Annotated in this window: 21 protein-coding genes; 15 read left to right on the forward strand and 6 right to left on the reverse strand. The window is 73.7% G+C overall.

What is annotated here, in order from left to right; translation table 11 throughout:
• Positions 1-74: 74 nt before the first annotated feature.
• The 10 genes from MFF61_RS26980 (at position 75) to panC (ending at position 8,310) form a co-directional block, all read left to right on the forward strand.
• Positions 75-923: a DUF58 domain-containing protein gene (locus tag MFF61_RS26980; protein WP_238240820.1), complete on the forward strand. Its 849-nt coding sequence runs from the start codon at positions 75-77 to the stop codon at positions 921-923.
• A complete protein-coding gene (locus MFF61_RS26985) occupies positions 910-1,371 on the forward strand; it encodes a DUF4381 family protein (RefSeq protein ID WP_238240786.1) in 462 nt (153 codons plus the stop codon). The genes MFF61_RS26980 and MFF61_RS26985 overlap by 14 nt, the downstream gene beginning before the upstream one ends.
• 2 nt (positions 1,372-1,373) lie before the next feature.
• A complete protein-coding gene (locus tag MFF61_RS26990) occupies positions 1,374-2,351 on the forward strand; it encodes a VWA domain-containing protein (RefSeq protein WP_238240787.1) in 978 nt (325 codons plus the stop codon).
• Positions 2,348-3,268 carry a vWA domain-containing protein gene (locus MFF61_RS26995; RefSeq protein ID WP_238240788.1) on the forward strand — a complete coding sequence of 307 codons (921 nt, stop codon included), beginning with the start codon at positions 2,348-2,350 and terminating at the stop codon, positions 3,266-3,268. The genes MFF61_RS26990 and MFF61_RS26995 overlap by 4 nt, the downstream gene beginning before the upstream one ends.
• Complete coding sequence (locus MFF61_RS27000; protein ID WP_238240789.1) at positions 3,268-4,167, forward strand: tetratricopeptide repeat protein; 900 nt, start codon at positions 3,268-3,270, stop codon at positions 4,165-4,167. Before MFF61_RS26995 ends, MFF61_RS27000 begins: the two co-directional genes overlap by 1 nt.
• Positions 4,164-5,432 (forward strand): hypothetical protein, encoded by a 1,269-nt coding sequence (locus MFF61_RS27005; protein WP_373324807.1) that lies wholly within the window; start codon positions 4,164-4,166, stop codon positions 5,430-5,432. The genes MFF61_RS27000 and MFF61_RS27005 overlap by 4 nt, the downstream gene beginning before the upstream one ends.
• A 92-nt stretch (positions 5,433-5,524) precedes the next feature.
• Positions 5,525-6,397, forward strand: coding sequence for a class A beta-lactamase (bla, locus tag MFF61_RS27010; RefSeq protein ID WP_238240790.1), 873 nt, complete (start codon positions 5,525-5,527; stop codon positions 6,395-6,397).
• Between the two features lie 14 nt (positions 6,398-6,411).
• Entirely contained in the window at positions 6,412-6,882 is a 471-nt protein-coding gene (gene ybaK / locus MFF61_RS27015) for a Cys-tRNA(Pro) deacylase (protein ID WP_238240791.1), read from the forward strand.
• A gap of 137 nt (positions 6,883-7,019) precedes the next feature.
• Entirely contained in the window at positions 7,020-7,340 is a 321-nt protein-coding gene (locus MFF61_RS27020) for a hypothetical protein (RefSeq protein WP_238240792.1), read from the forward strand.
• Positions 7,341-7,449: 109 nt separating this feature from the next.
• Positions 7,450-8,310, forward strand: a complete 861-nt coding sequence (gene panC / locus MFF61_RS27025) for a pantoate--beta-alanine ligase (RefSeq protein WP_238240793.1) — start codon at positions 7,450-7,452, stop codon at positions 8,308-8,310.
• A 6-nt stretch (positions 8,311-8,316) separates the two neighbouring features.
• Here panC and dapD read toward each other — a convergent pair whose 3' ends face one another.
• From dapD to MFF61_RS27045, 4 genes are all read right to left on the reverse strand, one after another.
• Positions 8,317-9,162, reverse strand: coding sequence for a 2,3,4,5-tetrahydropyridine-2,6-dicarboxylate N-succinyltransferase (gene dapD / locus MFF61_RS27030; RefSeq protein WP_238240794.1), 846 nt, complete (start codon positions 9,160-9,162; stop codon positions 8,317-8,319).
• 131 nt (positions 9,163-9,293) lie between these two features.
• Entirely contained in the window at positions 9,294-9,752 is a 459-nt protein-coding gene (locus MFF61_RS27035; protein WP_238240795.1) for a cyclic nucleotide-binding domain-containing protein, read from the reverse strand.
• Between the two features lie 86 nt (positions 9,753-9,838).
• A complete protein-coding gene (locus MFF61_RS27040; protein ID WP_238240796.1) occupies positions 9,839-10,525 on the reverse strand; it encodes a response regulator transcription factor in 687 nt (228 codons plus the stop codon).
• A gap of 308 nt (positions 10,526-10,833) precedes the next feature.
• The gene (locus MFF61_RS27045; RefSeq protein WP_238240797.1) at positions 10,834-11,490 is read right to left on the reverse strand and encodes a 3'-5' exonuclease; all 657 of its coding nucleotides are present in this window, start codon (positions 11,488-11,490) and stop codon (positions 10,834-10,836) included.
• Positions 11,491-11,580: 90 nt separating this feature from the next.
• Between MFF61_RS27045 and MFF61_RS27050 the strand changes: the two genes are divergently transcribed.
• Positions 11,581-12,114 carry a L,D-transpeptidase family protein gene (locus MFF61_RS27050; RefSeq protein WP_238240798.1) on the forward strand — a complete coding sequence of 178 codons (534 nt, stop codon included), beginning with the start codon at positions 11,581-11,583 and terminating at the stop codon, positions 12,112-12,114.
• Positions 12,115-12,303: 189 nt separating this feature from the next.
• The gene (locus tag MFF61_RS27055) at positions 12,304-12,504 is read left to right on the forward strand and encodes a hypothetical protein (RefSeq protein WP_238240799.1); all 201 of its coding nucleotides are present in this window, start codon (positions 12,304-12,306) and stop codon (positions 12,502-12,504) included.
• Positions 12,505-12,535: 31 nt separating this feature from the next.
• On the opposite strand, the gene MFF61_RS27060 is transcribed toward MFF61_RS27055, so the two are convergent.
• The gene (locus MFF61_RS27060) at positions 12,536-13,219 is read right to left on the reverse strand and encodes a YggS family pyridoxal phosphate-dependent enzyme (protein ID WP_238240800.1); all 684 of its coding nucleotides are present in this window, start codon (positions 13,217-13,219) and stop codon (positions 12,536-12,538) included.
• A 195-nt stretch (positions 13,220-13,414) separates the two neighbouring features.
• Between MFF61_RS27060 and leuS the strand changes: the two genes are divergently transcribed.
• The 3 genes from leuS to holA all read left to right on the forward strand — a co-directional run bounded on the left by leuS (position 13,415) and on the right by holA (position 17,738).
• Positions 13,415-15,997: a leucine--tRNA ligase gene (leuS, locus tag MFF61_RS27065; RefSeq protein ID WP_238240801.1), complete on the forward strand. Its 2,583-nt coding sequence runs from the start codon at positions 13,415-13,417 to the stop codon at positions 15,995-15,997.
• A gap of 168 nt (positions 15,998-16,165) precedes the next feature.
• Entirely contained in the window at positions 16,166-16,702 is a 537-nt protein-coding gene (locus MFF61_RS27070) for an LPS assembly lipoprotein LptE (protein ID WP_238240802.1), read from the forward strand.
• A 7-nt stretch (positions 16,703-16,709) separates the two neighbouring features.
• A complete protein-coding gene (gene holA, locus MFF61_RS27075) occupies positions 16,710-17,738 on the forward strand; it encodes a DNA polymerase III subunit delta (protein ID WP_238240803.1) in 1,029 nt (342 codons plus the stop codon).
• A 116-nt stretch (positions 17,739-17,854) separates the two neighbouring features.
• Here holA and MFF61_RS27080 read toward each other — a convergent pair whose 3' ends face one another.
• A complete protein-coding gene (locus tag MFF61_RS27080) occupies positions 17,855-18,745 on the reverse strand; it encodes a ParB/RepB/Spo0J family partition protein (RefSeq protein WP_238240804.1) in 891 nt (296 codons plus the stop codon).
• Between the last annotated feature and the right edge of the window lie 4 nt (positions 18,746-18,749).

Raw genomic sequence — 18,749 nt, forward strand, 5'->3', positions numbered from 1 at the left:
CCGGGCTCCTGCCCGACCTCCCCGAGGGTGATCCCCTCGCCGCCCCCGGCGTCGCCCTGGAGGCAGGAGCCCTGATGGGCCTGCGCCACCTCGCCCGGCGGGGGGCGGGGCTCGCGTCGCGCAGCTTCGTCGGCCTGCCCGGCGGCATCGTCACGCGGCGGCGCGGGCGCGGCTCGGAGCCCGACGACGTGCGGCCCTGGGCCGAGGGCGACGACGTGCGCCACATCGACCGCAACGCCACCGCCCGCACCGGCACGCTGCACGTGCGCACCCACCACGAGGAGCGCGACCGCGCCGTGGTGCTGCTGGCGGATTTCCGGCCCTCGATGCTGGTCGGCACCCGCCGGGCGCTGCGCTCGGTCGCCGCCGCCGAGGGGCTGGCGCTGCTCGGCTGGCGCATCGTCGGCGACGGGGGCCGCATCGGCCTCGTGGTGGCCTCCTGCGCCCCGGAGCCGGTCGCGCTGCGGCCCACGGGCGGCGGGCGCGGCATGGGAGCGATGGCCGGCGCGCTCGCCCGCGCCCACGCGCTCGCCCTCGCGGCTCCGCTCCAGCCCGATCCGCCCCTCACCCCGGCGCTGGAACGCGCCCAGACGCTGCTGCCGGCCGGCGGCCACCTCGTGATCGCGAGCGCCCTCGACCAGCCGGGCGAGGGCTTCGAGGCGGCGCTGACGGCGCTCGCCGAGCGGGTGTCCCTGAGCCTCGTCCTGGTCAGCGACGCCTTCGAGCGCGAGCCGCCCCCCGGCCTCTATCCCTTCGCGACGCCGGAGGGCCGGCGCGGCACCGCGCAGGTGGGCCGCCGGCCGCCCGGCGACGTTCGCCTCGCCCGCTGGGCACGGGTGGGGCTGGAAGGGGTGCGCCTCGACAGCGAGGGCGGTCCCGAATCCTTCGCACCCCTGATGGAGCGGCTCGATGCCGTGCTGTGAGGGCGCGCTCACGCCGGCCGCGCAGGCGGCGCTCGCGGATCTGCGCGGCCTGCACCCGCCGCCCGATCCCGGCGGCCTGCGCCTCGACGTGCTGGCGGCGATCGGCCTCGGCCTGCTGCTCGCCGCCGTGACCCTCCTCCTGCGCGGCTGGCTCGCGCGCCGCCGCGTCTCGGTGCGCCGCGCCGCGCTCGCCGACCTCGCCGCCTCCCGCGGGCTCGACCCGGCCGCCCGGCTCCTCGCGCAGGCGCGCCTCGTCGCGCGCCTCGCCCGCACCCTGGGCGCCGAGGGCGCCGACCGGGCCGCCGCCCTCGACCGGCTCCTTGCCACCGACTTCTTCACCGCCGGGCCGGGCCGGGCGCTCACCCGCGACCTCTACGCGCGGACGGTGCCCGACACCGAGGCGATCGATGCCGGGCTCGTCCGGCTCCTCGCGCGGGTCCGGACCTGAGCATGGGCGCGCTCGGCCTCTCGGGGTTCGATCTCGCGGCGCCGCTCGCGCTGCTCCTGCTGCCGCTGCCGCTCTTCGCGCGCCGGTTCCTGCCGCCGGAGCGCGCGGGCGGCAGCGGCGCCCTGGTGGTGCCGGGCTCGCTCGTCGCGGGCGTGGGACGGGCCGAGGCGCTGGCGGCGCGCGCGCGCCGCCGCGCGCTCCTCGGCTGGCTGCTCTGGGTCTGCCTCGTGGCGGCGCTCGCGGGTCCCCGCCTCGTGCTGCCCGCCGCCGCGCTGCCGGCCTCGGGCCGCGAGATCATGCTGGCGCTCGACCTCTCCGGCAGCATGGAGCGGATCGACTTCGCGCTCGACGGCCGCAACGTCGCGCGGCTGGCCGCCGTGAAGCGCGTCGGGGCGGATTTCATCCGGCGCCGGGCCGGCGACCGCATCGGCCTCGTGATCTTCGCCGACCAGGCGGACGTGGCGGCCGCGCTCACCTTCGACACCGCCTCGGTGGCGCATGCGCTGGAGGAGGCGCAGATCGGCCTCGTCGGCCGCTCCACCGGCATCGGCGACGGTCTCGGCCTCGCGCTCAAGCGCCTCGACGCCGCGCCGGCGCGCGAGAAGGTGGTGGTGCTGCTCTCGGACGGGGCCAACAACGCCGGCCAGACCACGCCGCACGACGTGGCGGTGCTGGCGCGGGACCTCGGCATCAAGGTCCACACCATCGCGCTCGGCCCGCGCGACACCGCCGACGTGCAGGGCGACCCGGACGTGGTCGACGCGGAGGCGCTGCGCGACGTGGCCGAGACCAGCGGCGGGCGCTTCTTCCGCGTGCGCACCACCGACGACCTCGCGGCGGTGGCCGCCTCCATCGACGCGATCGAGGGCGGCCGCGCCAAGGCGCCGCCGGTGCCGCTGCGGCGCGACCTCTGGCCCTGGCCGGGGGGGCTCGCGCTCCTCACCGCGCTCGCGCTCATCCTGGCGAGGCGCACCGCATGATCGAGGCCGTCACCCTGCTGCGGCCCTGGTGGCTGCTCGCGCTGCCGGTCGTCGCGCTCGTGGCATGGCGGGCGGTGTTCCGGGCCGCCCCGCTCGGCGACTGGCCGCGGGCGGTGGAGCCGCACCTGCTCGCGAGCCTCAGGGCCCGCGGGGCCATCCTGCCCGGGCGGCGCCAGGCACAGGGCGCCCTCGTGGCGGCCGCGGCCATCCTGGCGCTGGCGCTCGCCGGGCCGGCCTTCGAGCGCAGCGACGCGGCGGGCTACCGCAACCTCGACGCCACGATCCTGGTGATGGACCTGTCGCGCTCCGTCGCCGAGGGCGGGCGCCTCGACGAGGCCCGCAGCGTCGCCCAGAGCCTCGCCGAGGCGGCAGGCACCCGTCAGGTTGCCGTCGTGGTCTATGCCGGCGACGCCTACGTGGCGGCCACGCCGACCACCGACCGGGACGCCCTCGGCACGGTGCTGTTCGCCCTCGACGGCGCCACGGTGCCGGACCGCGGCAGCAACCCGGCCCGGGGGCTCGCGCTCGCCCGCCGGATCCTGGCCGAGATGGGCGCCGTGGCGGCCGACGTGGTGCTGCTCTCGGACGGCGGCGGCATCGACGATCCGGCGCGCCGGGAGGCGGCGGGACTGGCGGGGGACGGGCACCGGCTCCACACCCTGGCGATCCCGACGCCCGGCCTGCCCGCCGAGGCGCCGCGGAGCGACCGCGCGGCGCTCGACCGGCTGGCCCGCACGGGCGGGGGCGCGGCGGGCGAGATCGACGCCCCCTCCCCGGTGGTCGCGGCGGTGGCCGAGACGGGCGCGGGCCACCTCGCGGCCGGCAGCTACGCGGTGCTGGCGTGGCAGGATGTCGGGCGCTGGCTGGTGCTTCTCGCGCTGCTGCCGGCCCTGCTGCTCTTCCGGAGACCCGCCTGATGCCGGCGGTCCCCGCCTTCCCGACCGGGCCGCTGCGCTGGCGCCTGCCGCGGCCCGGCGCGCGCGCGCTCGCCGCCGGTCTCGCGCTCCTCGGCCTCTGCGCGCTGGCGGTGCCGCGGGCCACGGTCGGCCGGGCGCTTCTCGCCGCCGGTCTGCCGGGCCTCGCGGCGCAGATCGCCGACGATCCGGGCTGGCGCGGCACCGCGCTCTACGCCGCAGGCCGCTACGCGGAGGCCGCCGCGGCCTTCGGCGAGGCGAAGGGCCGGGCCGCCGCCTACAACCGCGGCAACGCGCTGGCGCGGGCCGGCGACCTCCCGGGCGCGCTCGCGGCCTACGAGGCGGTGCTGGCGCGCGACCCCGGCAACGAGGATGCGCGGGCCAACCGCGACCTCGTCGCCCGCCTCCTCGACGAGAGGCTGACGCTCGGCGGCAATGCGGCCGGCGAGGCCAATGCCCGGGCCGACCAGACCACCCGCTACAACCCCAAGGCCAGCGCCGATCCGAACGATCCGGGTACCAATTCCTTCGGCGAGGGCCTCGCCGGCAGCCTGGAGGCATCGTCGGCCTCCGACGCGCCCGGCACCTCGAAGGCCTCGCGCACCGGCAAGGCCGAGCAGCGCTCCATCGATCCCGGCCGGGGCCAGGCCCGGGGCTCGGCGAGCGACGCGGAGGGGGGCGGGCGCAGCGGCGGGGGCATCGCGGCGGCCACCCAGGCCTACGAGCGGGAGGCGCGCCGGATCTCGAAGAGCTTCGAGGCCAAGGAGATCCGCGCCGACCGGCACTGGCTCGCCACCATGACGGACGATCCCGGCCGCTTCCTCAAGCGCCGGATCGAGGCCGAGCACCTGCGCCGCAAGGAGGCCGGCACCGCCGTCCAGCCGGGGAGCAACCCGTGGTGAGACGATCGCCCGACCGGATCCCGCGCCTCGTCCGGCGCCACCTTCACCGCGCAGTCCTGGCGGCGCTGCTCGGTGTCCCGGCCCCGGCGCTCGCCCTCGACGAGGGCGACCTCACCCTCACGGTGACGCCGGAGGTCGGCGGCAACGCCGTGCCGTATCCGCGCGAGATGATCCTGCTGCGCATCCAGGGCACCTACCGGACGCAGATCACCCTGGAGGAGCTGCGCCAGCCGCCGCTGCAGAACTTCAGCTGGACCCAGCTCGGCCGCGACCGCTGGTTCAAGACCAGCGTCGACGGCCTGGAGGCGCGCGGCTTCGAGCGGGTGATCGCGGTGTTTCCCCAGGCGGCCGGGCGCTTCACCATCGATCCCTTCGTGCACCGGCTGACCGTGGTCGATGGCGGCGGGCGGAGGGTGGTCGACGTGCGCTCCAGCCCCGTGCCGGTGGAGGTGAAGGCCTGGACCGGTCCCGGAGGCCCGGACGTGAAGGAGCCGTGGTGGCTGCCGGCCTCCGCCGTGACGGTCACGGACGTCTGGTCGCCCGAACCCGAGACCCTGCGGGTCGGCGAATCGGCCCGCCGCACCGTCACCATCGAGGCGAAGGGCATGACCGGCGACGGCCTGCCGCCGCGCCCGATCCTGCGCAGCCGCGGCGTGCTCACCTTCGCGGGGCCGATCGACCGGCAGACCGCCATCACCCCCTCCGGGCCGGTGAGCCGGGCCACCTACCAGTGGGACGTGCGGCCCGGCGTGGCCGAGCCGGTGACGCTGGCGGCGATCCAGGTGCCGTGGTTCGACACCGTGACGCGCACGATGCGCGAGGCGGAGATCCCGGCCCGGATCGTCGGCAGCCGGGCGAAGGCCGATCCCGACGAGGCCGACGCCCCGCCCCCGGCCTCGCCCTGGCTCGCGGTGCTCGCCGGTCTCGGCGCCTTCGCGCTCGGGCTGCCGCTGTTCGCCCGCGCCGGCCGGGTGCCCGATCCGCGCGCCGCGCTGCTGCGGCGCCTGGCGCGGGCCGCGCGACGGGGTGAGGCCCGGGCATTCCGGTCCCACCTCGCGGCGGCCGATCCGGCGCTCGCGGCCCATTGGGCCGGCGATCCGTGCACCGCCCCCGGTCTCGCGGCCCTCGACCGGGCGCTGTTCGGCGAGGGAACGGCCCCGCTGCCGGACCTGCGCCGGCTCGCCCGCGCGCTCGCCCGCAGCACGCCCGCCCCGCAGGCCGCCGCGCCCGATCCCCTGGCCGCCCTGGACGGGGCCGCGCGCTGACATCGCCGCCCCGGTTCCGTCACGGCGGCAGCCCGAAAGGGCCAAGGTTCTCCGCGAGGGTCCGCGCCCGGAATCTCAACCGGAGCGTGTTCATGTTGCAGTTTACCCGCCGTGCGATGCTGGTCGGCACCGCGTTGGCCGCCTGCCGCGCCGTCGCGGCGGAGGGGCCCGAGGAGGCTGTCGCGCGGCTCGCCGCCCTCGAACGGCAGGAGGGCGGACGCCTCGGCGTGTGCGTGCGCGACACCGGCACCGGCCGCGTCCTGTCCTATCGGGCGGACGAGCGCTTCGCCCTGTGCAGCACCTTCAAGGCCGTGGCGGCGGCCGCGGTGCTGGCGCGGGTCGACCGGGGCGAGGAGCGGCTGGAGCGGCGCATGGCCTATGGCCCGGGCGACCTCGACACCTACGCGCCGGTCACGGCCAAGCATGTGGCCGAGGGGGCGATGACCCTCGAGGATCTCTGCGCCGCCGCGGTGGTGTGGAGCGACAACACCGCCGGCAATCTGCTGCTTCAGGCGCTGGACGGCCCGGAGGGCTTCACCGCCTACGTGCGCTCCCAGGGCGACACGGTCACGCGGCTCGACCGCACGGAACCGACCCTCAACACGGCCATCCCGGGCGATCCGCGGGACACCACGACGCCCGCGGCGATCGCGGGCCTGCTGGAGCGCATCCTGCTGGGTCCGGCGCTGTCGCCTGCGAGCCGCACGCGGCTCCTCGGCTGGATGGCCGAGAGCCCGACCGGCGCCAAGCGACTGCGCGCCGGGCTGCCGCCGGACTGGCAGGTCGGCGACAAGACCGGCACCGGCGAGAACGGCACCGCCAATGTCGTGGCGGTCATTCGCCGGCAAAATAGTGCGCCCCTCATCGCTGCGGTGTATCTCACGCAATCGCCCGGCACGCCGGATGCGCGCAATGCGCTCCATGCCGAAGTCGGGCGGCTCGTCACCCGCACCTTCCCGGCCTGACCTCCCGACCTCCCATGTCGAAGACCACCCGGGCCACCCTGGCGCTGACCAGGGCCGGCGTCGCCCACAGCGTGCACGCCTACGCGTACGATCCCGACGCGGCACGCATCGGCCTCCAGGCTGCGGAGGCGCTCGGCGTGCCACCCGAGCGGCTGCTCAAGACGCTGATGGCGCAGGTGGACGGAAAGCCGGTCTGCGTGCTGGTGCCCTCCGACCGCGAGGTGTCGCTGAAGAGGCTCGCGGCGGCCTTCGGCGGCAAATCGGCGGCGATGATGCGGCCGGCCGAGGCGGAGCGCCTGACCGGGTATCATGTCGGCGGCATCTCGCCGCTTGGCCAGAAGCGGGCCGTGCCGGTTCTGATCGACGCCGACGCGCTCGGCCACGCGCAGGTCTTCGTCAATGGCGGGCAGCGCGGGTTGCAGATCCTGCTGGCGCCCGCGGACCTCGTGGCCGCGCTGGGCGCGCGCACCGAGGCCGTGACGTGACGAAGTCTTAACCATGCGGCGGGATCCTGGCGCCGGCATCTCAAGCGTGGCGGATCGTGCGGCGGGACGGACGAGAACGGGGTCCGGGGTCCGCGACCCCGGCGGGTCGAGGGCGGAGCCCCGTGGGGTGCGGGGCGATGCCCCGCGGCGCAGCCGTGCTCTGGCTCCTGGCATGGACGCCCGCCGCCTCCGCGGCCGATCTTCTTGAGCCGGCTTACAATCCGGTCATCCGCTATTTTCCCCGCAGCGACGAGACGGTGGTGCGGCGCCCTCCCCCGCCCCCTCCCCTGCTGCTCCCGGCCTGCCCGCCCGGCTACGGCCGCGTGCCGACGAACGGCCTCGACGATCCGAGCTACGTCGGCTCGGCTTATGGCCTCGGCAAGCCGAGCCGCTACGGCTTCACTCCGCCGCTCGGAACGGACGATCCCTACGGGCGCCGCCTGCGCGCTTGTCCATGAGCCCCTGCCCATAAGCCCTTGCCCATAAGCCCTGCCCAAGAGTCAGCGGCTGGCGCCCGGACCTCCGCCACACTAGGGTCGCGCCGAATCCGGTGCCTGGAGCCGTCCTATGTCGAGCCACCCCCCCTCCCCCGTCGCACGCCTGACGGACCTGCCGGCGCTGCGCGCGCAGGTCGGCGCGTGGCGCGTGGCCGAGGAGAGCGTCGCGCTCGTGCCGACGATGGGGGCGCTGCACGAGGGCCATCTGATGCTGGTGCGCCAGGCCCGCCGCAGCTGCGCGCGGGTGGTGGTGAGCATCTTCGTCAATCCGACGCAGTTCGCCCCGACCGAGGACTTCGCCCAGTATCCTCGCGACACCGAGCGCGATCTGGCGCTGCTCGCCCAGGAAGGCGCGGATGCGGCCTACCTGCCGGACGTGTCCACCATGTATCCGCCGGGCTTTGCCACCACCGTGAGCGTGGCCGGGCTGACCGATGTCCTGTGCGGCCCGCTGCGGCCCGGCCATTTCGCGGGCGTGGCCACGGTGGTGACGAAGCTGCTGCTCCAGGCCCTGCCCAACCGGGCGCTCTTCGGCGAGAAGGATTATCAGCAGCTCCAGGTGATCCGCCGCTTCGTGCGCGACCTCGACATCCCGGTGGTGATCGAGGGCGTGCCGACCGTGCGGGAGGAGGACGGGCTCGCCCTGTCCTCGCGCAACCAGTATCTCTCGGCGGAGGAACGCGCCGTGGCGCCGCGGCTGCACGCGGTGCTCACCCGGGTGGCGGAGGCTGTGCGGGACGGCTCCGAGACCGCGCCCGCGCTGGCGGAGGGCCGCGCCTCGCTCGACGCCGCGGGCTTCGGCCCGGTGCAGTACCTCTCGGTGAACGACGCGGAATCGCTCGCGCCGCTCGAGCGGGTGGACGGCCCGGCCCGGGTGCTCGCGGCGGCCTATCTCGGCCGCACGCGGCTCATCGACAACATCGCCGTCTGACGCAGGTCAGTCGCGCAGCAGCTCGTTGATGCTGGTCTTGGCCCGGGTGCCGGCATCGACGCGCTTGACGATCACCGCGCAGTAGAGCGAGGGGCCGGGGCTGCCGTCCGGCAGCGGCTTGCCGGGCAGCGAGCCCGATACCACCACCGAATAGGGCGGCACGCGGCCGAGCATCACCTCGCCGGTGGCACGGTCGACGATCTTGGTCGAGGCCCCGAGATAGACGCCCATCGAGAGCACGCTGCCCTCGCCGACGATCACGCCCTCGGCCACCTCGGCCCGGGCCCCGATGAAGCAATTGTCCTCGATGACGACCGGGTTCGCCTGGAGCGGCTCCAGCACGCCGCCGATGCCGGCGCCGCCGGAGATGTGGCAGTTCTTCCCGATCTGCGCGCAGGAGCCGACGGTGGCCCAGGTATCGACCATCGTCCCCTCGCCCACATAGGCGCCGAGATTGACGAAGGAGGGCATCAGCACGGCGCCCGGCGCGATGTAGGCGCTGCGGCGGACGACGGCGCCCGGCACGGCCCGGAAGCCCGCCTCGCGGAAGCGGTCGGCATCCCAGCCCTCGAACTTGGACGGGACCTTGTCCCACCACGCCGCCCCGCCGGGGCCGCCCGGGATCACCGCCATGTCGTTGAGGCGGAAGGACAGCAGCACCGCCTTCTTGAGCCACTGGTTGACCTGCCAGTCGTGGGAGCCGGTCTTCTCGGCGACCCGCGCCGTACCGGAATCGAGCAGCGCCAGCGCCGCCTCGACGGCCTCGCGCACGGTGCCTTGCGTGGACGCGCCGATCTGTGCGCGGTCCTCCCAGGCGGCTTCGATGGTCCGGGCGAGTTCGGCGTGCGACATGGCGGGTTCCTACGGCGGGTTCCTGACGGGATGGGACCGGGCGTCTGCTTAGAGCAGCATCCGATCGCCTTGCAATCGGGTGCGGCGCGCAATTCCCGGCGCATCCTTGCCTCGGCATCCTCGCGCGCCGGTCAGCCGGGCGGGTCAGGGCGTGCGGCGCGGCTGCCGGCGAGATCTCCCGTCAGGCGCGCGAGATCCTCCGCCAGATCGTCGTGGATCGCCGCGGCGGCGTCCGGGAAGACTTCGAGGACGCGGCGCATCAGGGCGCGCGTGATCACCATCACCTCGGCGGGGGTGGCGGCCCGGGCCGTGGTCGGGCGCGTCTGGGTCAGGAACAGGGCGGTGCGGCCGATCAGGCTCGACGGCCCGGCCTCGACGGCTGGCGCGGAGGCGGGGCGCGGATCGAGGCGGATCGTGCCGCGCAGGACGACGTAGCCGCCATCCGCCGCGTCGCCGCGCGTGAACAGCACCGCCTCCGCGTCCAGGCTGCGATGCTCGGCCGCGAACGAGATCAGCCGCAGGGCATCCCGGTTCATCAATCCGAACAGCGGGGCGGCGGCCAGAATCGCGATGTCGTCGTCGAGCGCCAACGGCCCCGGTCTCCCCCAGCCGCCCGGGGGCGGTCGACCGCCTGCTTAGCCGATCCGGCTTGGCCGCACCACGCCGCGGTAGGGCGTCAGGGCAGCAGCTTGTAGCCGCCGCCTTCCGTCACGAGGATCGAGGCCGCGGCGGGGTTCGGCTCGATCTTCTGGCGCAGCCGGTAGATGTGGGTCTCCAGCGTGTGGGTGGTGACCTGCGCGTTGTAGCCCCATACCTCGGCGAGCAGCGTGTCGCGCCCGACCACCTGCCGGCCCGCCCGGTACAGGAACCGCAGGATCGCGGTCTCCTTCTCGGTGAGCTTCAGCTTCGAGCCGCGCTCGCCGACGAGCAGCTTGGCGCCGGGCCGGAAGGTGTAGGGGCCGATCTGGAAGATCGCGTCCTCGCTCGCCTCGTACTGGCGCAGCTGCGCCCGGATGCGGGCGAGCAGCACCGCGAACTTGAAGGGCTTGGTCACGTAGTCGTTGGCGCCCGCGTCGAGACCCATCACGGTGTCGATCTCGGAGGTCTGGGCGGTGAGCATGATCACCGGGCTGCGAAAGCCGTTCTGGCGCATCTGCTTCACGGCATCGCGCCCGTCCATGTCGGGCAGGCCGACATCCATCACCACGAGGTCGACCCGCTCCGCCCCCACCCGCGCCACGGCGCCGAGGGCGGTCTCCTCCGTCACCACCTCGAACTCGGCCTGGAGTTCGAGCTGCTCGGTGAGGGTCTCGCGCAGGGAGGGATCGTCATCGACGACGAGCAGGCGATGGACGTTCGACATCGGAACGGCACTTTCGGGACGCGATCAGGCGGACGCCGCCGGCTCTCGGGAGCAGGCTGGCATCGGCGGACCGACGCTTCGCCCGATCGGGGTTTTCGACGTGGCGCAGGATCTCGTCGGACAACAGCGGGACACTTCTTACGGAACCTGCTCGGAACCCGCTCCTGCCGGACGGCCGCCCCGGCCGGCAGAGAGCGCGCGGCCTGATGGTGCCGCTTGGCAGGACGCAGAGTAGCGGAGCGCGGTGCCGCGGCAAGGCCCGGCAGAGGCGTGTCCACGGTTCGACGCGCGGCGCTCTCCGGGCCCGCTTACGCAGGGACGCGCGGGGGCAGCGCGCCGTCGGGACGCGGAGGCGGGGTGCGCAGGTTCGTCGGCGGGCCGATCGTCGGCCGTGCCACGGCCACCGGGCAGGCCTGCAGCCAGAGATAGACCCGCAGCGCCAGCCACGCATCCTCCAGCGCGCCGTGGCGGTGGGTGGTGCGCCCGACGCCGACCCGGCGGCAGACGGCATCGAGGGAGGCCGAGCCGGCCTCGCCGCGGCGGCGATAGGCCTCCATCGTGCAGTAGACCCGCCCGGCGACGGCGGGCCGGCCGGCGGCCGCGAATTCGCGGTTGAGGAAGCCGAGGTCGAAGGCGGCGTTGTGGGCCACGATCAGGTCGGTGTCGGCGAAGAGATCCGCCAGGGTGCCGAGATGGGCGGCGGCGGGCTCCTGATGGCGCAGCAGCCAGTCGTCGTAACCGTGCACCGCCTCGGCCCGGGGATGGCTCGCGCGCCGCGGATCGAAGATCAGGTGGTGGCAGGTCAGGGCCGGGCGGGGATCGAGGAGGGAGCGGGTGGCGAGGGCGACCGCCCCGAAGCTCACCACGCGGTCCCGGTCGCCGAGGCCCGTGGTCTCGACATCGAGGACGACGAGCCGCGGCGGCAGCCAGCCGAGCCAGTCGGGTGTGGTCAATCGTTGCGTCACCGGGACCTCGCGCGCTCAGGTTAGGCGGGGCGGCGCCGACCTGTCACGCGCCCGCTGGAGCCGCGGCGGCGCTCGCCCTATGAGGGGGCGATGAAGCGTCTCACCCTCCCGCTCCTGCGCGTGCGCGCCAGCGTGCGCGACCGGTCCCGCGGCACCCTGATCGCCGGGCCGGCGCAGTTTCCCTGCGCGCTCGGCAAGACCGGCCGCACCCGCGCGAAGCGCGAGGGCGACGGGGCCTCCCCGCAGGGCTGCTTCCGCCTGCGCGGCGGCTTCTACCGCCCCGACCATTTCGGCGCCCGCCCGCCGGCCGGCCTCGCGCTGCGTCCGATCCGGCCGGGGGATGGCTGGTGCGACGACCCGCGGGACCGGCGCTACAACCGGCCGATTCCGCTGCCGGCCCCCGGCATCAGCGCCGAGCGGCTGTGGCGCGAGGACGGGCTCTACGACCTCGTAATCGATCTCGACTACAACCGCGGCCCGATCCGCCGCGGGCGCGGCAGCGCGATCTTCCTGCACGTGGCGCGCCCGGGCTTCCTGCCGACGGAAGGCTGCGTGGCCCTGCGCCGCGCCGATCTGGTCCGCCTGCTGGCTCGGCTCGGGCCGGACACCCGCCTGCTGATCTGATCGGCGACTTCGCAGCCGCACACAGGTTTCCGTAGAATTTTCTTCTTCTCGTCACGTCGTGTGCTGCGATGCAGCGTCCATTCGTCCGAAGCCGGACGTATTGGTAACGCTGCCATACTCGCGTACCCCCTCGACATTCTGTATGGTCCGGTCCACTTCACAGCAGAACGAGACCCCAGGGAGGCGCCCATGCAGCTCGACGCCTACACTGCGACCGAGATCGTACGGGCCCGGCAGATCCATGCAGCGGAAGGACCGAAGAATACGCTGTGGGACCACGGCGTCCGCTACCGCGGCGACTTGACGGATCCGGAGGCGCTGACCGACGACGATCGCCTGCGCTTCCTGGAGCAGGCGCGGGCCGAGATCCGTCACCTTCGCACCAACTGACGCCTTCTGGCCGCGCTCGCTGGCCGGCGCATCAGCCCTTCGCGGCGCGCGCCCCGAAGATCGCCGTACCCACCCGCACCAGGGTGGCACCCATCTGGATCGCCGCCGGAAAATCCGCACTCATCCCCATCGATAGCCGCGTCAGGCCGTGCCGGGCCGCGATCGCGTGCAGCAGCGCGAAATGCGCCGAGGGCGGATCCTCGGCCGGCGGGATGCACATCAGCCCGTCGATGGTCAGGCCGTGCTCGGTGCGGCAGGCCGCCAGGAAGGCGTCGGCTTCGGAGGGCGACACGCCGCCCTTCTGCGGCTCGTCCCCGGTATTGACCTGCACGAGGAGCACCGGCCGGCGGCCGAGCCGCTGCATCTCCCGAGCAAGCGCGGCGGCGAGCGAGGACCGGTCGAGGGAGTGGATCACGTCGAACAGCTCCACCGCCTCCCGTGCCTTGTTGGATTGCAGCGGGCCGATCATGTGGAGTTCGACATCCGCGTAGCGCGCCTTCAGGGCCGGCCACTTGGCCTTGGCCTCCTGCACGTAGTTCTCGCCGAAGAGCCGCTGGCCGGCCTCCAGCGCGGGCACGATGCCCTCCGCCGGGATCGTCTTCGAGACCGCCACCAGGGCGACGGAGGCCGGGTCGCGCCCGTGGTCGATGGCCGCGCGGGCGATCTCGGCCCGCACCGCCGCGAGTCGGGCGGCGACCGCGTCAGGCTCGATCATGGGACCTCCTCGTCACCCCGCCGCCATGCCGATCCCCGGGTGACCGGCAGGACCGTTGACCCCGGCTGGCAAACCGTGTCCTAGTCCCGCGGCGCCGGGCCCGGCAAGCTCAACCGTTTGCCGCCGCGACGGTTTCCCCTTGCCCCTCTGACGCCGGCTCCCCGCCGGCGCCGCATGGTCCGAAAAGACGCCCTCATGGCCGAACGTTACAACGCGAAGGAGTCCGAGCCGCACTGGCAGGCGGTGTGGGCCGAACGCGACCTCTTCCGCACCCGCAACGACGATCCGCGCCCCACCTACTACGTGCTGGAGATGTTCCCCTATCCGTCGGGGCGCATCCATATGGGCCATGTCCGCAACTACGCAATGGGCGATGTGGTGGCGCGCTACAAGCGCGCCAAGGGCTTCAACGTCCTCCACCCGATGGGCTGGGACGCCTTCGGCCTGCCGGCCGAGAACGCCGCCATGGAGCGCAAGGTCAATCCGCGCGAGTGGACCTACGCCAACATCGCGACGATGCGGACACAGCTGCAATCCATGGGCCTGTCGCTCGACTGGAGCCGGGAGATCGCGACCTGCGATCCGTCCTACTACAAGCACCAGCAGCGGATGTTCCTCGACTTCCTGAAGGCCGGGCTGGTGACGCGGCGCACCGCCAAAGTGAACTGGGACCCGGTCGACCACACCGTGCTGGCCAACGAGCAGGTGATCGACGGCCGCGGCTGGCGCTCAGGCGCGCTGGTGGAGCAGCGCGAGCTGACGCAGTGGTTCTTCCGGATCACCGACTACGCGCAGGACCTGAACGATCGGCTCGACACGCTGGAGCGCTGGCCGGAGAAGGTCCGGCTGATGCAGAAGAACTGGATCGGCCGATCGGAGGGTCTGGAGCTGCGCTTCGCCCTCGACGCGCCGCCCGCCGGCGTGCCCGAGGAGGTGAAGGTCTACACCACCCGCCCCGACACGCTGTTCGGCGCGAAGTTCCTGGCGGTGGCGGCCGACCATCCGCTGGCGGCGGCCGTGGCCGCGACCTCGCCTGCCTTGCAAGATTTCATCGCCGCCTGCCACCGCATGGGCACCGCCCAGGAGGCGATCGACACCGCCGAGAAGCTCGGCTTCGACACGGGCCTGCGGGTGCGCCACCCGTTCGATCCGGCCTGGACCCTGCCGGTCTATGTCGCGAACTTCGTGCTGATGGAGTACGGCACCGGCGCGGTGTTCGGCTGCCCGGCGCACGACCAGCGCGACCTCGACTTCGCCAACAAGTACGGGCTCGGCAACACGCCGGTGGTCTGCCCGCCCGGCCAGGACCCGGCCTCCTTCGTCATCACCGACACCGCCTATGACGGCGACGGCCGGATGATCAACTCGCGCTTCCTCGACGGGATGACTACGCAGCAGGCCTTCGCGGCGGTGGCGGACCGCCTTGAGGCCGAGATCCTCGGCGATGCGCCGGTGGCGCAGCGCCGGGTGCAGTTCCGCCTGCGGGACTGGGGCGTCTCGCGCCAGCGCTACTGGGGCTGCCCGATCCCGGTGATCCACTGCGAATCCTGCGGCGTGGTTCCGGTGCCGGTCGAGGATCTACCGGTGACGCTGCCCGAGGAGGTCTCGTTCGATCAGCCCGGCAACCCGCTGGAACGCGACCTCGCGTGGCGCCGGGTCCCCTGCCCCAGCTGCGGCGCCGACGCCCTGCGCGAGACCGACACGATGGATACCTTCGTGGATTCGTCGTGGTACTTCGCGCGCTTCACCGCGCCGTGGCTCACGGACGAGCCGACCGATCCGGCGACCGCCGACCGCTGGCTGCCGGTGGACCAGTATATCGGCGGCATCGAGCACGCGATCCTGCACCTGCTCTACTCGCGCTTCTTCGCCCGGGCGATGCGCAAAGTGGGCTGGGGCGGTGCCGACGAGCCCTTTGCCGGCCTGTTCACGCAGGGCATGGTGGTCCATGAGACCTACAAGGACGCGGCGGGAGCCTGGGTGCAGCCGGCCGAGGTGCGCATCGTCGCGGCCGATGGCGGCCGGCAGGCGTTTCACGTGAAAACCGACGCGCCGGTCGCGATCGGCCCGATCGAGAAGATGTCGAAGTCGAAGCGCAACGTCGTCGATCCCGACGACATCATCGCGTCTTATGGCGCCGACACCGCCCGCTGGTTCATGCTCTCGGATTCGCCGCCCGAGCGCGATGTGATCTGGACCGAGGACGGCGTCCAGGGCGCGTCCCGCTTCGTCCAGCGCGTCTGGCGCATCGTCAACGAGATCACGGAACGCAGCGATAGCGGCGGAAGTCCGGCGGACGACCTTGCGGTGCGCAAGGCAGCCCACAAGGCGCTGGCCGCGGTCGAGGAGGACATCGAGCGCCTGCGCTTCAACCGCTGCGTCGCGCATATCTACGAACTCGCCAATTCCCTGCAGGACGGGCTCGGCCGCGCAGGCCCCCCTGCCCTGGCGGAGGCAGCCGGCATCCTGGTGCAGCTCCTCGCCCCGATGATGCCTCACCTCGCCGAGGCCTGCTGGGCCGTGCTGGCGCGGCCGGGCCTCGTGGCCGAGGCGGCGTGGCCGCAGGTCGAGCGCGACCTGCTGGTGGAGGACAGCGTGACCCTGCCGGTGCAGATCAACGGCAAGAAGCGGGCGGACGTCACCGTGCCGCGGGAGGCCGATGTCGCGGCGGTGGAGGCGGCCGTGCTCGCGCTCGAGGCCGTGCAGCGCGCGCTCGACGGCAAGGCTCCGCGCAAGGTAATCGTCGTGCCGCAGCGGATCGTGAACGTGGTGGCCTGAACCCCACCACGCTCCTGCCGCAGAGCTTCCTTAAGGCGGAGCCGGTAAGCCTGCGGCGAGAGCGGGCGGGCCGGACCCGGCCTGCCGGGACGGCTTACGAAGAAAACCTTGGCAGTCGGCGAGCGCCCCGCTATGCGGCGGGGTGCTGGCGAGGCAGGACGGACCGGAATGGCAGGCAGCACGGCGAGGACGGCGCGGCGGCTCGCGCTGGCGGCAACCCTGACGCTCGGGCTCACCGCCTGCTTCCGGCCGCTCTACGGGCCGACCGCCTCAGGCGCGCCGCTGAGCGCCGTGCTCGCGGCGATCCAGGTCGACCCGGCGACCACGCCCCAGGGGCAGGAGCGCCTCGGGCATTACCTGCGCAGCGAACTGGTGTTCGACCTCGACGGCTCGGGCCTGCCCTCCGAGAAGCGCTATCGCCTCCAGCTCGCGGTGAGCGAGTCGGTCCAGACCCCCATCGTCAGCTCGGTGACTGGCCGGGCGGAATCCGCGACCCTGTTCGGCACCGCCACCTTCAAGGTGACCACCCTCGACGGCAGCCGGGTGCTGACGGACGGCACCGCGACGGGCTCGGCCACCTACGACCGGTCGGTCCAGCGCTACGCCAGCGTCCGAGCCGCACGCGAGGCGGAGATCCGGCTCGCCAAGCTGCTCTCCGAGCAGATCAAGGGCCGCGTCGCCGCGATCCTGGCGACGCAGCCCTGAGGCGGCGGTGACGGCCGTCCGCCCCGGCGACGTCGAGGGCCTGCTGCGGCGCGGGCCGGATCCGCGCATCGCCGTCATCCTCGTCTACGGACCCGATACCGGCTTGGTGGCCGAGCGCGCCCGACGCCTCGCCGAGAGCGCGGTGACCGACCCGGCCGATCCCTTCGCGCTGGTGAAGCTCGACGGCGACACCCTCGCCGCCGATCCCGGCCGGCTCGTCGACGAGGCCGGCACGGTGGGGCTGTTCGGCGGACAGCGCGCGATCTGGGTTCGGTCCGGCAGCCGCAACTACGCGCCGGCGGTTGAAGCCGTGCTGAAGGGCGGCTCCGCCGCGACCCGGATCGTCGTGGAGGCGGGAGATCTCGCCAAGTCGGCGCCGCTGCGCGTGCTCTGCGAGCGCGCCGCCGAGGCGCTCGCTATTCCCTGCTATCCGGACGATGCCCGCTCGCTGGCGGACCTGATCGATGGCCGCCTGCGGGATGAGGGCCTGCGCATCAGCCGCGAGGCCCGCGAGACGCTGGCGGCGAGTCTGGGAGGAGACCGGCGGGCGAGCCTCGGCGAGATCGAGAAGCTGGCGCTCTACGCCCGCGGCCAAGCCGAGATCGAACTGGAGGATGTCGAGGCGATCGCGAGCGACGTCTCGGCCTCGGCGCTGAACACGCTGGTCGACGCGGCGTTCGCCGGGCAGGTGAGCGAGGTGGAACGTCTCTACCGCCGCTTTCAGACCGAGGGGCTCGACGCGTCGGTGATGCTGGGTGGCGCCCTGCGGCACGCCCTGACGCTCCTGGCGATGCGCCTCGACGGGGACGGAAAGAGCCCGAGCGCCCTAGTGGCGGGCTGGCGCGGATTGCATTTTCGCCGGCAAAAGATCGTCGAGACCCACTTCGCCCGCTGGTCGCCCGAGGCGCTGCGACGCGCTGTGACGCGCCTTCAGGAGGCGGTGCTGGCCTGTCGGCGGGCCGGCGGCGTCTTCGCGCACGCCCTGGCCGCCGACATGCTGGTGCGGCTCGCCCTCGACGCCGCCCGCCGCTCCTGACCGGGGTCGCGCCCGGCTAGAAGGATCCGATCATGGTGCGATCGGATCCCGCTTGAGGTCTCTGATTTTTCCGCGTCGTCTTTGACGAACCGGTATCCGCTTCGTCGGACAACGCCCTAGTGCACTTCGAGCCGGCGGCAGAGGCCGTCGAGCTGGTCGAGGCTGCCGTAGCGCAGCCGCACCTCGCCGCCGCCGCCGCGGTGCTCGATCGACACGGTGACGCCGAGGAGGTCCTCCAGTCGCCGCTCCAGGGCGCGCGTGTCCGCGTCCTTGACGGGCGGCTGCTTGCGCGGGCGGCCGGGACGCGGGCCGCCCTCCGCGGGCTGCTCGGCGGCCCCCAGGGCTTCGACCTCGCGGACGGTCATGCCCTCTTGGACGACGCGGCGCGCCACCGCTTCCGGGTCGCGCACGGCGAGGAGCGCCCGGGCATGCCCGGCCGTGAGCGTGCCGGCGATGACCTGCTCCTGCACCGAGGGCGGCAGCTGCAGCAATCTCAGGGTGTTGGCGAGATGGCTGCGGCTCTTGCCGATGATCTCGGCCAGTTCGGTCTGGCTGTAGCGAAACTCGCTCATCAGCCGCTCGTAGCCGGCCGCCTCCTCGATGGCGTTGAGGTCGGCGCGCTGGACGTTCTCCAAGATGGCGTATTCGAGCGAGGTGCGGTCGTCGATCTCGACCACCACCACCGGCACCTCGTGCAGGCCGGCGCGCTGGGCGGCGCGCCAGCGCCGCTCGCCGGCCACGATCTCGAACGCGTCCGGGACCTTGGCGACCGCCCGCGCCACGATCGGCTGGATGACGCCGCGGGTGCGGATCGAGGCGGCGAGTTCCTCCAGCTCGGTCTCGGCGAAGTGGCGGCGCGGGTTGCGGGGATTCGGGCGCAGGAACTCGATGGGGACCCGGCGCTGGCCCTTGCGGTCGGCGGGCGCCGGGGAGGGATCGTCACCGACATCGCCGATCAGTGCCGCGAGCCCCCGCCCGAGCCGCGGGCGGGTCGTCTCGTCCGCCATAAGG

The organism is Methylobacterium isbiliense (assembly GCF_022179325.1).
GTDB classification, from domain to species: domain Bacteria; phylum Pseudomonadota; class Alphaproteobacteria; order Rhizobiales; family Beijerinckiaceae; genus Methylobacterium; species Methylobacterium isbiliense.

Excerpts from the sequence above, each read along its gene's own strand:
- MFF61_RS26980 (WP_238240820.1), top strand. The coding sequence starts at position 75 with ATGGGCCTGCGCCACCTCGCCCGGCGGGGGGCGGGGCTCGCGTCGCGC.
- MFF61_RS26985 (WP_238240786.1), top strand. The coding sequence starts at position 910 with ATGCCGTGCTGTGAGGGCGCGCTCACGCCGGCCGCGCAGGCGGCGCTC.
- MFF61_RS26990 (WP_238240787.1), top strand. The coding sequence starts at position 1,374 with ATGGGCGCGCTCGGCCTCTCGGGGTTCGATCTCGCGGCGCCGCTCGCG.
- MFF61_RS26995 (WP_238240788.1), top strand. The coding sequence starts at position 2,348 with ATGATCGAGGCCGTCACCCTGCTGCGGCCCTGGTGGCTGCTCGCGCTG.
- MFF61_RS27000 (WP_238240789.1), top strand. The coding sequence starts at position 3,268 with ATGCCGGCGGTCCCCGCCTTCCCGACCGGGCCGCTGCGCTGGCGCCTG.
- bla (WP_238240790.1), top strand. The coding sequence starts at position 5,525 with ATGTTGCAGTTTACCCGCCGTGCGATGCTGGTCGGCACCGCGTTGGCC.
- ybaK (WP_238240791.1), top strand. The coding sequence starts at position 6,412 with ATGTCGAAGACCACCCGGGCCACCCTGGCGCTGACCAGGGCCGGCGTC.
- MFF61_RS27020 (WP_238240792.1), top strand. The coding sequence starts at position 7,020 with ATGCCCCGCGGCGCAGCCGTGCTCTGGCTCCTGGCATGGACGCCCGCC.
- panC (WP_238240793.1), top strand. The coding sequence starts at position 7,450 with ATGTCGAGCCACCCCCCCTCCCCCGTCGCACGCCTGACGGACCTGCCG.
- dapD (WP_238240794.1), bottom strand. The coding sequence starts at position 9,162 with ATGTCGCACGCCGAACTCGCCCGGACCATCGAAGCCGCCTGGGAGGAC.
- MFF61_RS27040 (WP_238240796.1), bottom strand. The coding sequence starts at position 10,525 with ATGTCGAACGTCCATCGCCTGCTCGTCGTCGATGACGATCCCTCCCTG.
- MFF61_RS27050 (WP_238240798.1), top strand. The coding sequence starts at position 11,581 with ATGAAGCGTCTCACCCTCCCGCTCCTGCGCGTGCGCGCCAGCGTGCGC.
- MFF61_RS27055 (WP_238240799.1), top strand. The coding sequence starts at position 12,304 with ATGCAGCTCGACGCCTACACTGCGACCGAGATCGTACGGGCCCGGCAG.
- MFF61_RS27060 (WP_238240800.1), bottom strand. The coding sequence starts at position 13,219 with ATGATCGAGCCTGACGCGGTCGCCGCCCGACTCGCGGCGGTGCGGGCC.
- leuS (WP_238240801.1), top strand. The coding sequence starts at position 13,415 with ATGGCCGAACGTTACAACGCGAAGGAGTCCGAGCCGCACTGGCAGGCG.
- MFF61_RS27070 (WP_238240802.1), top strand. The coding sequence starts at position 16,166 with ATGGCAGGCAGCACGGCGAGGACGGCGCGGCGGCTCGCGCTGGCGGCA.
- MFF61_RS27080 (WP_238240804.1), bottom strand. The coding sequence starts at position 18,745 with ATGGCGGACGAGACGACCCGCCCGCGGCTCGGGCGGGGGCTCGCGGCA.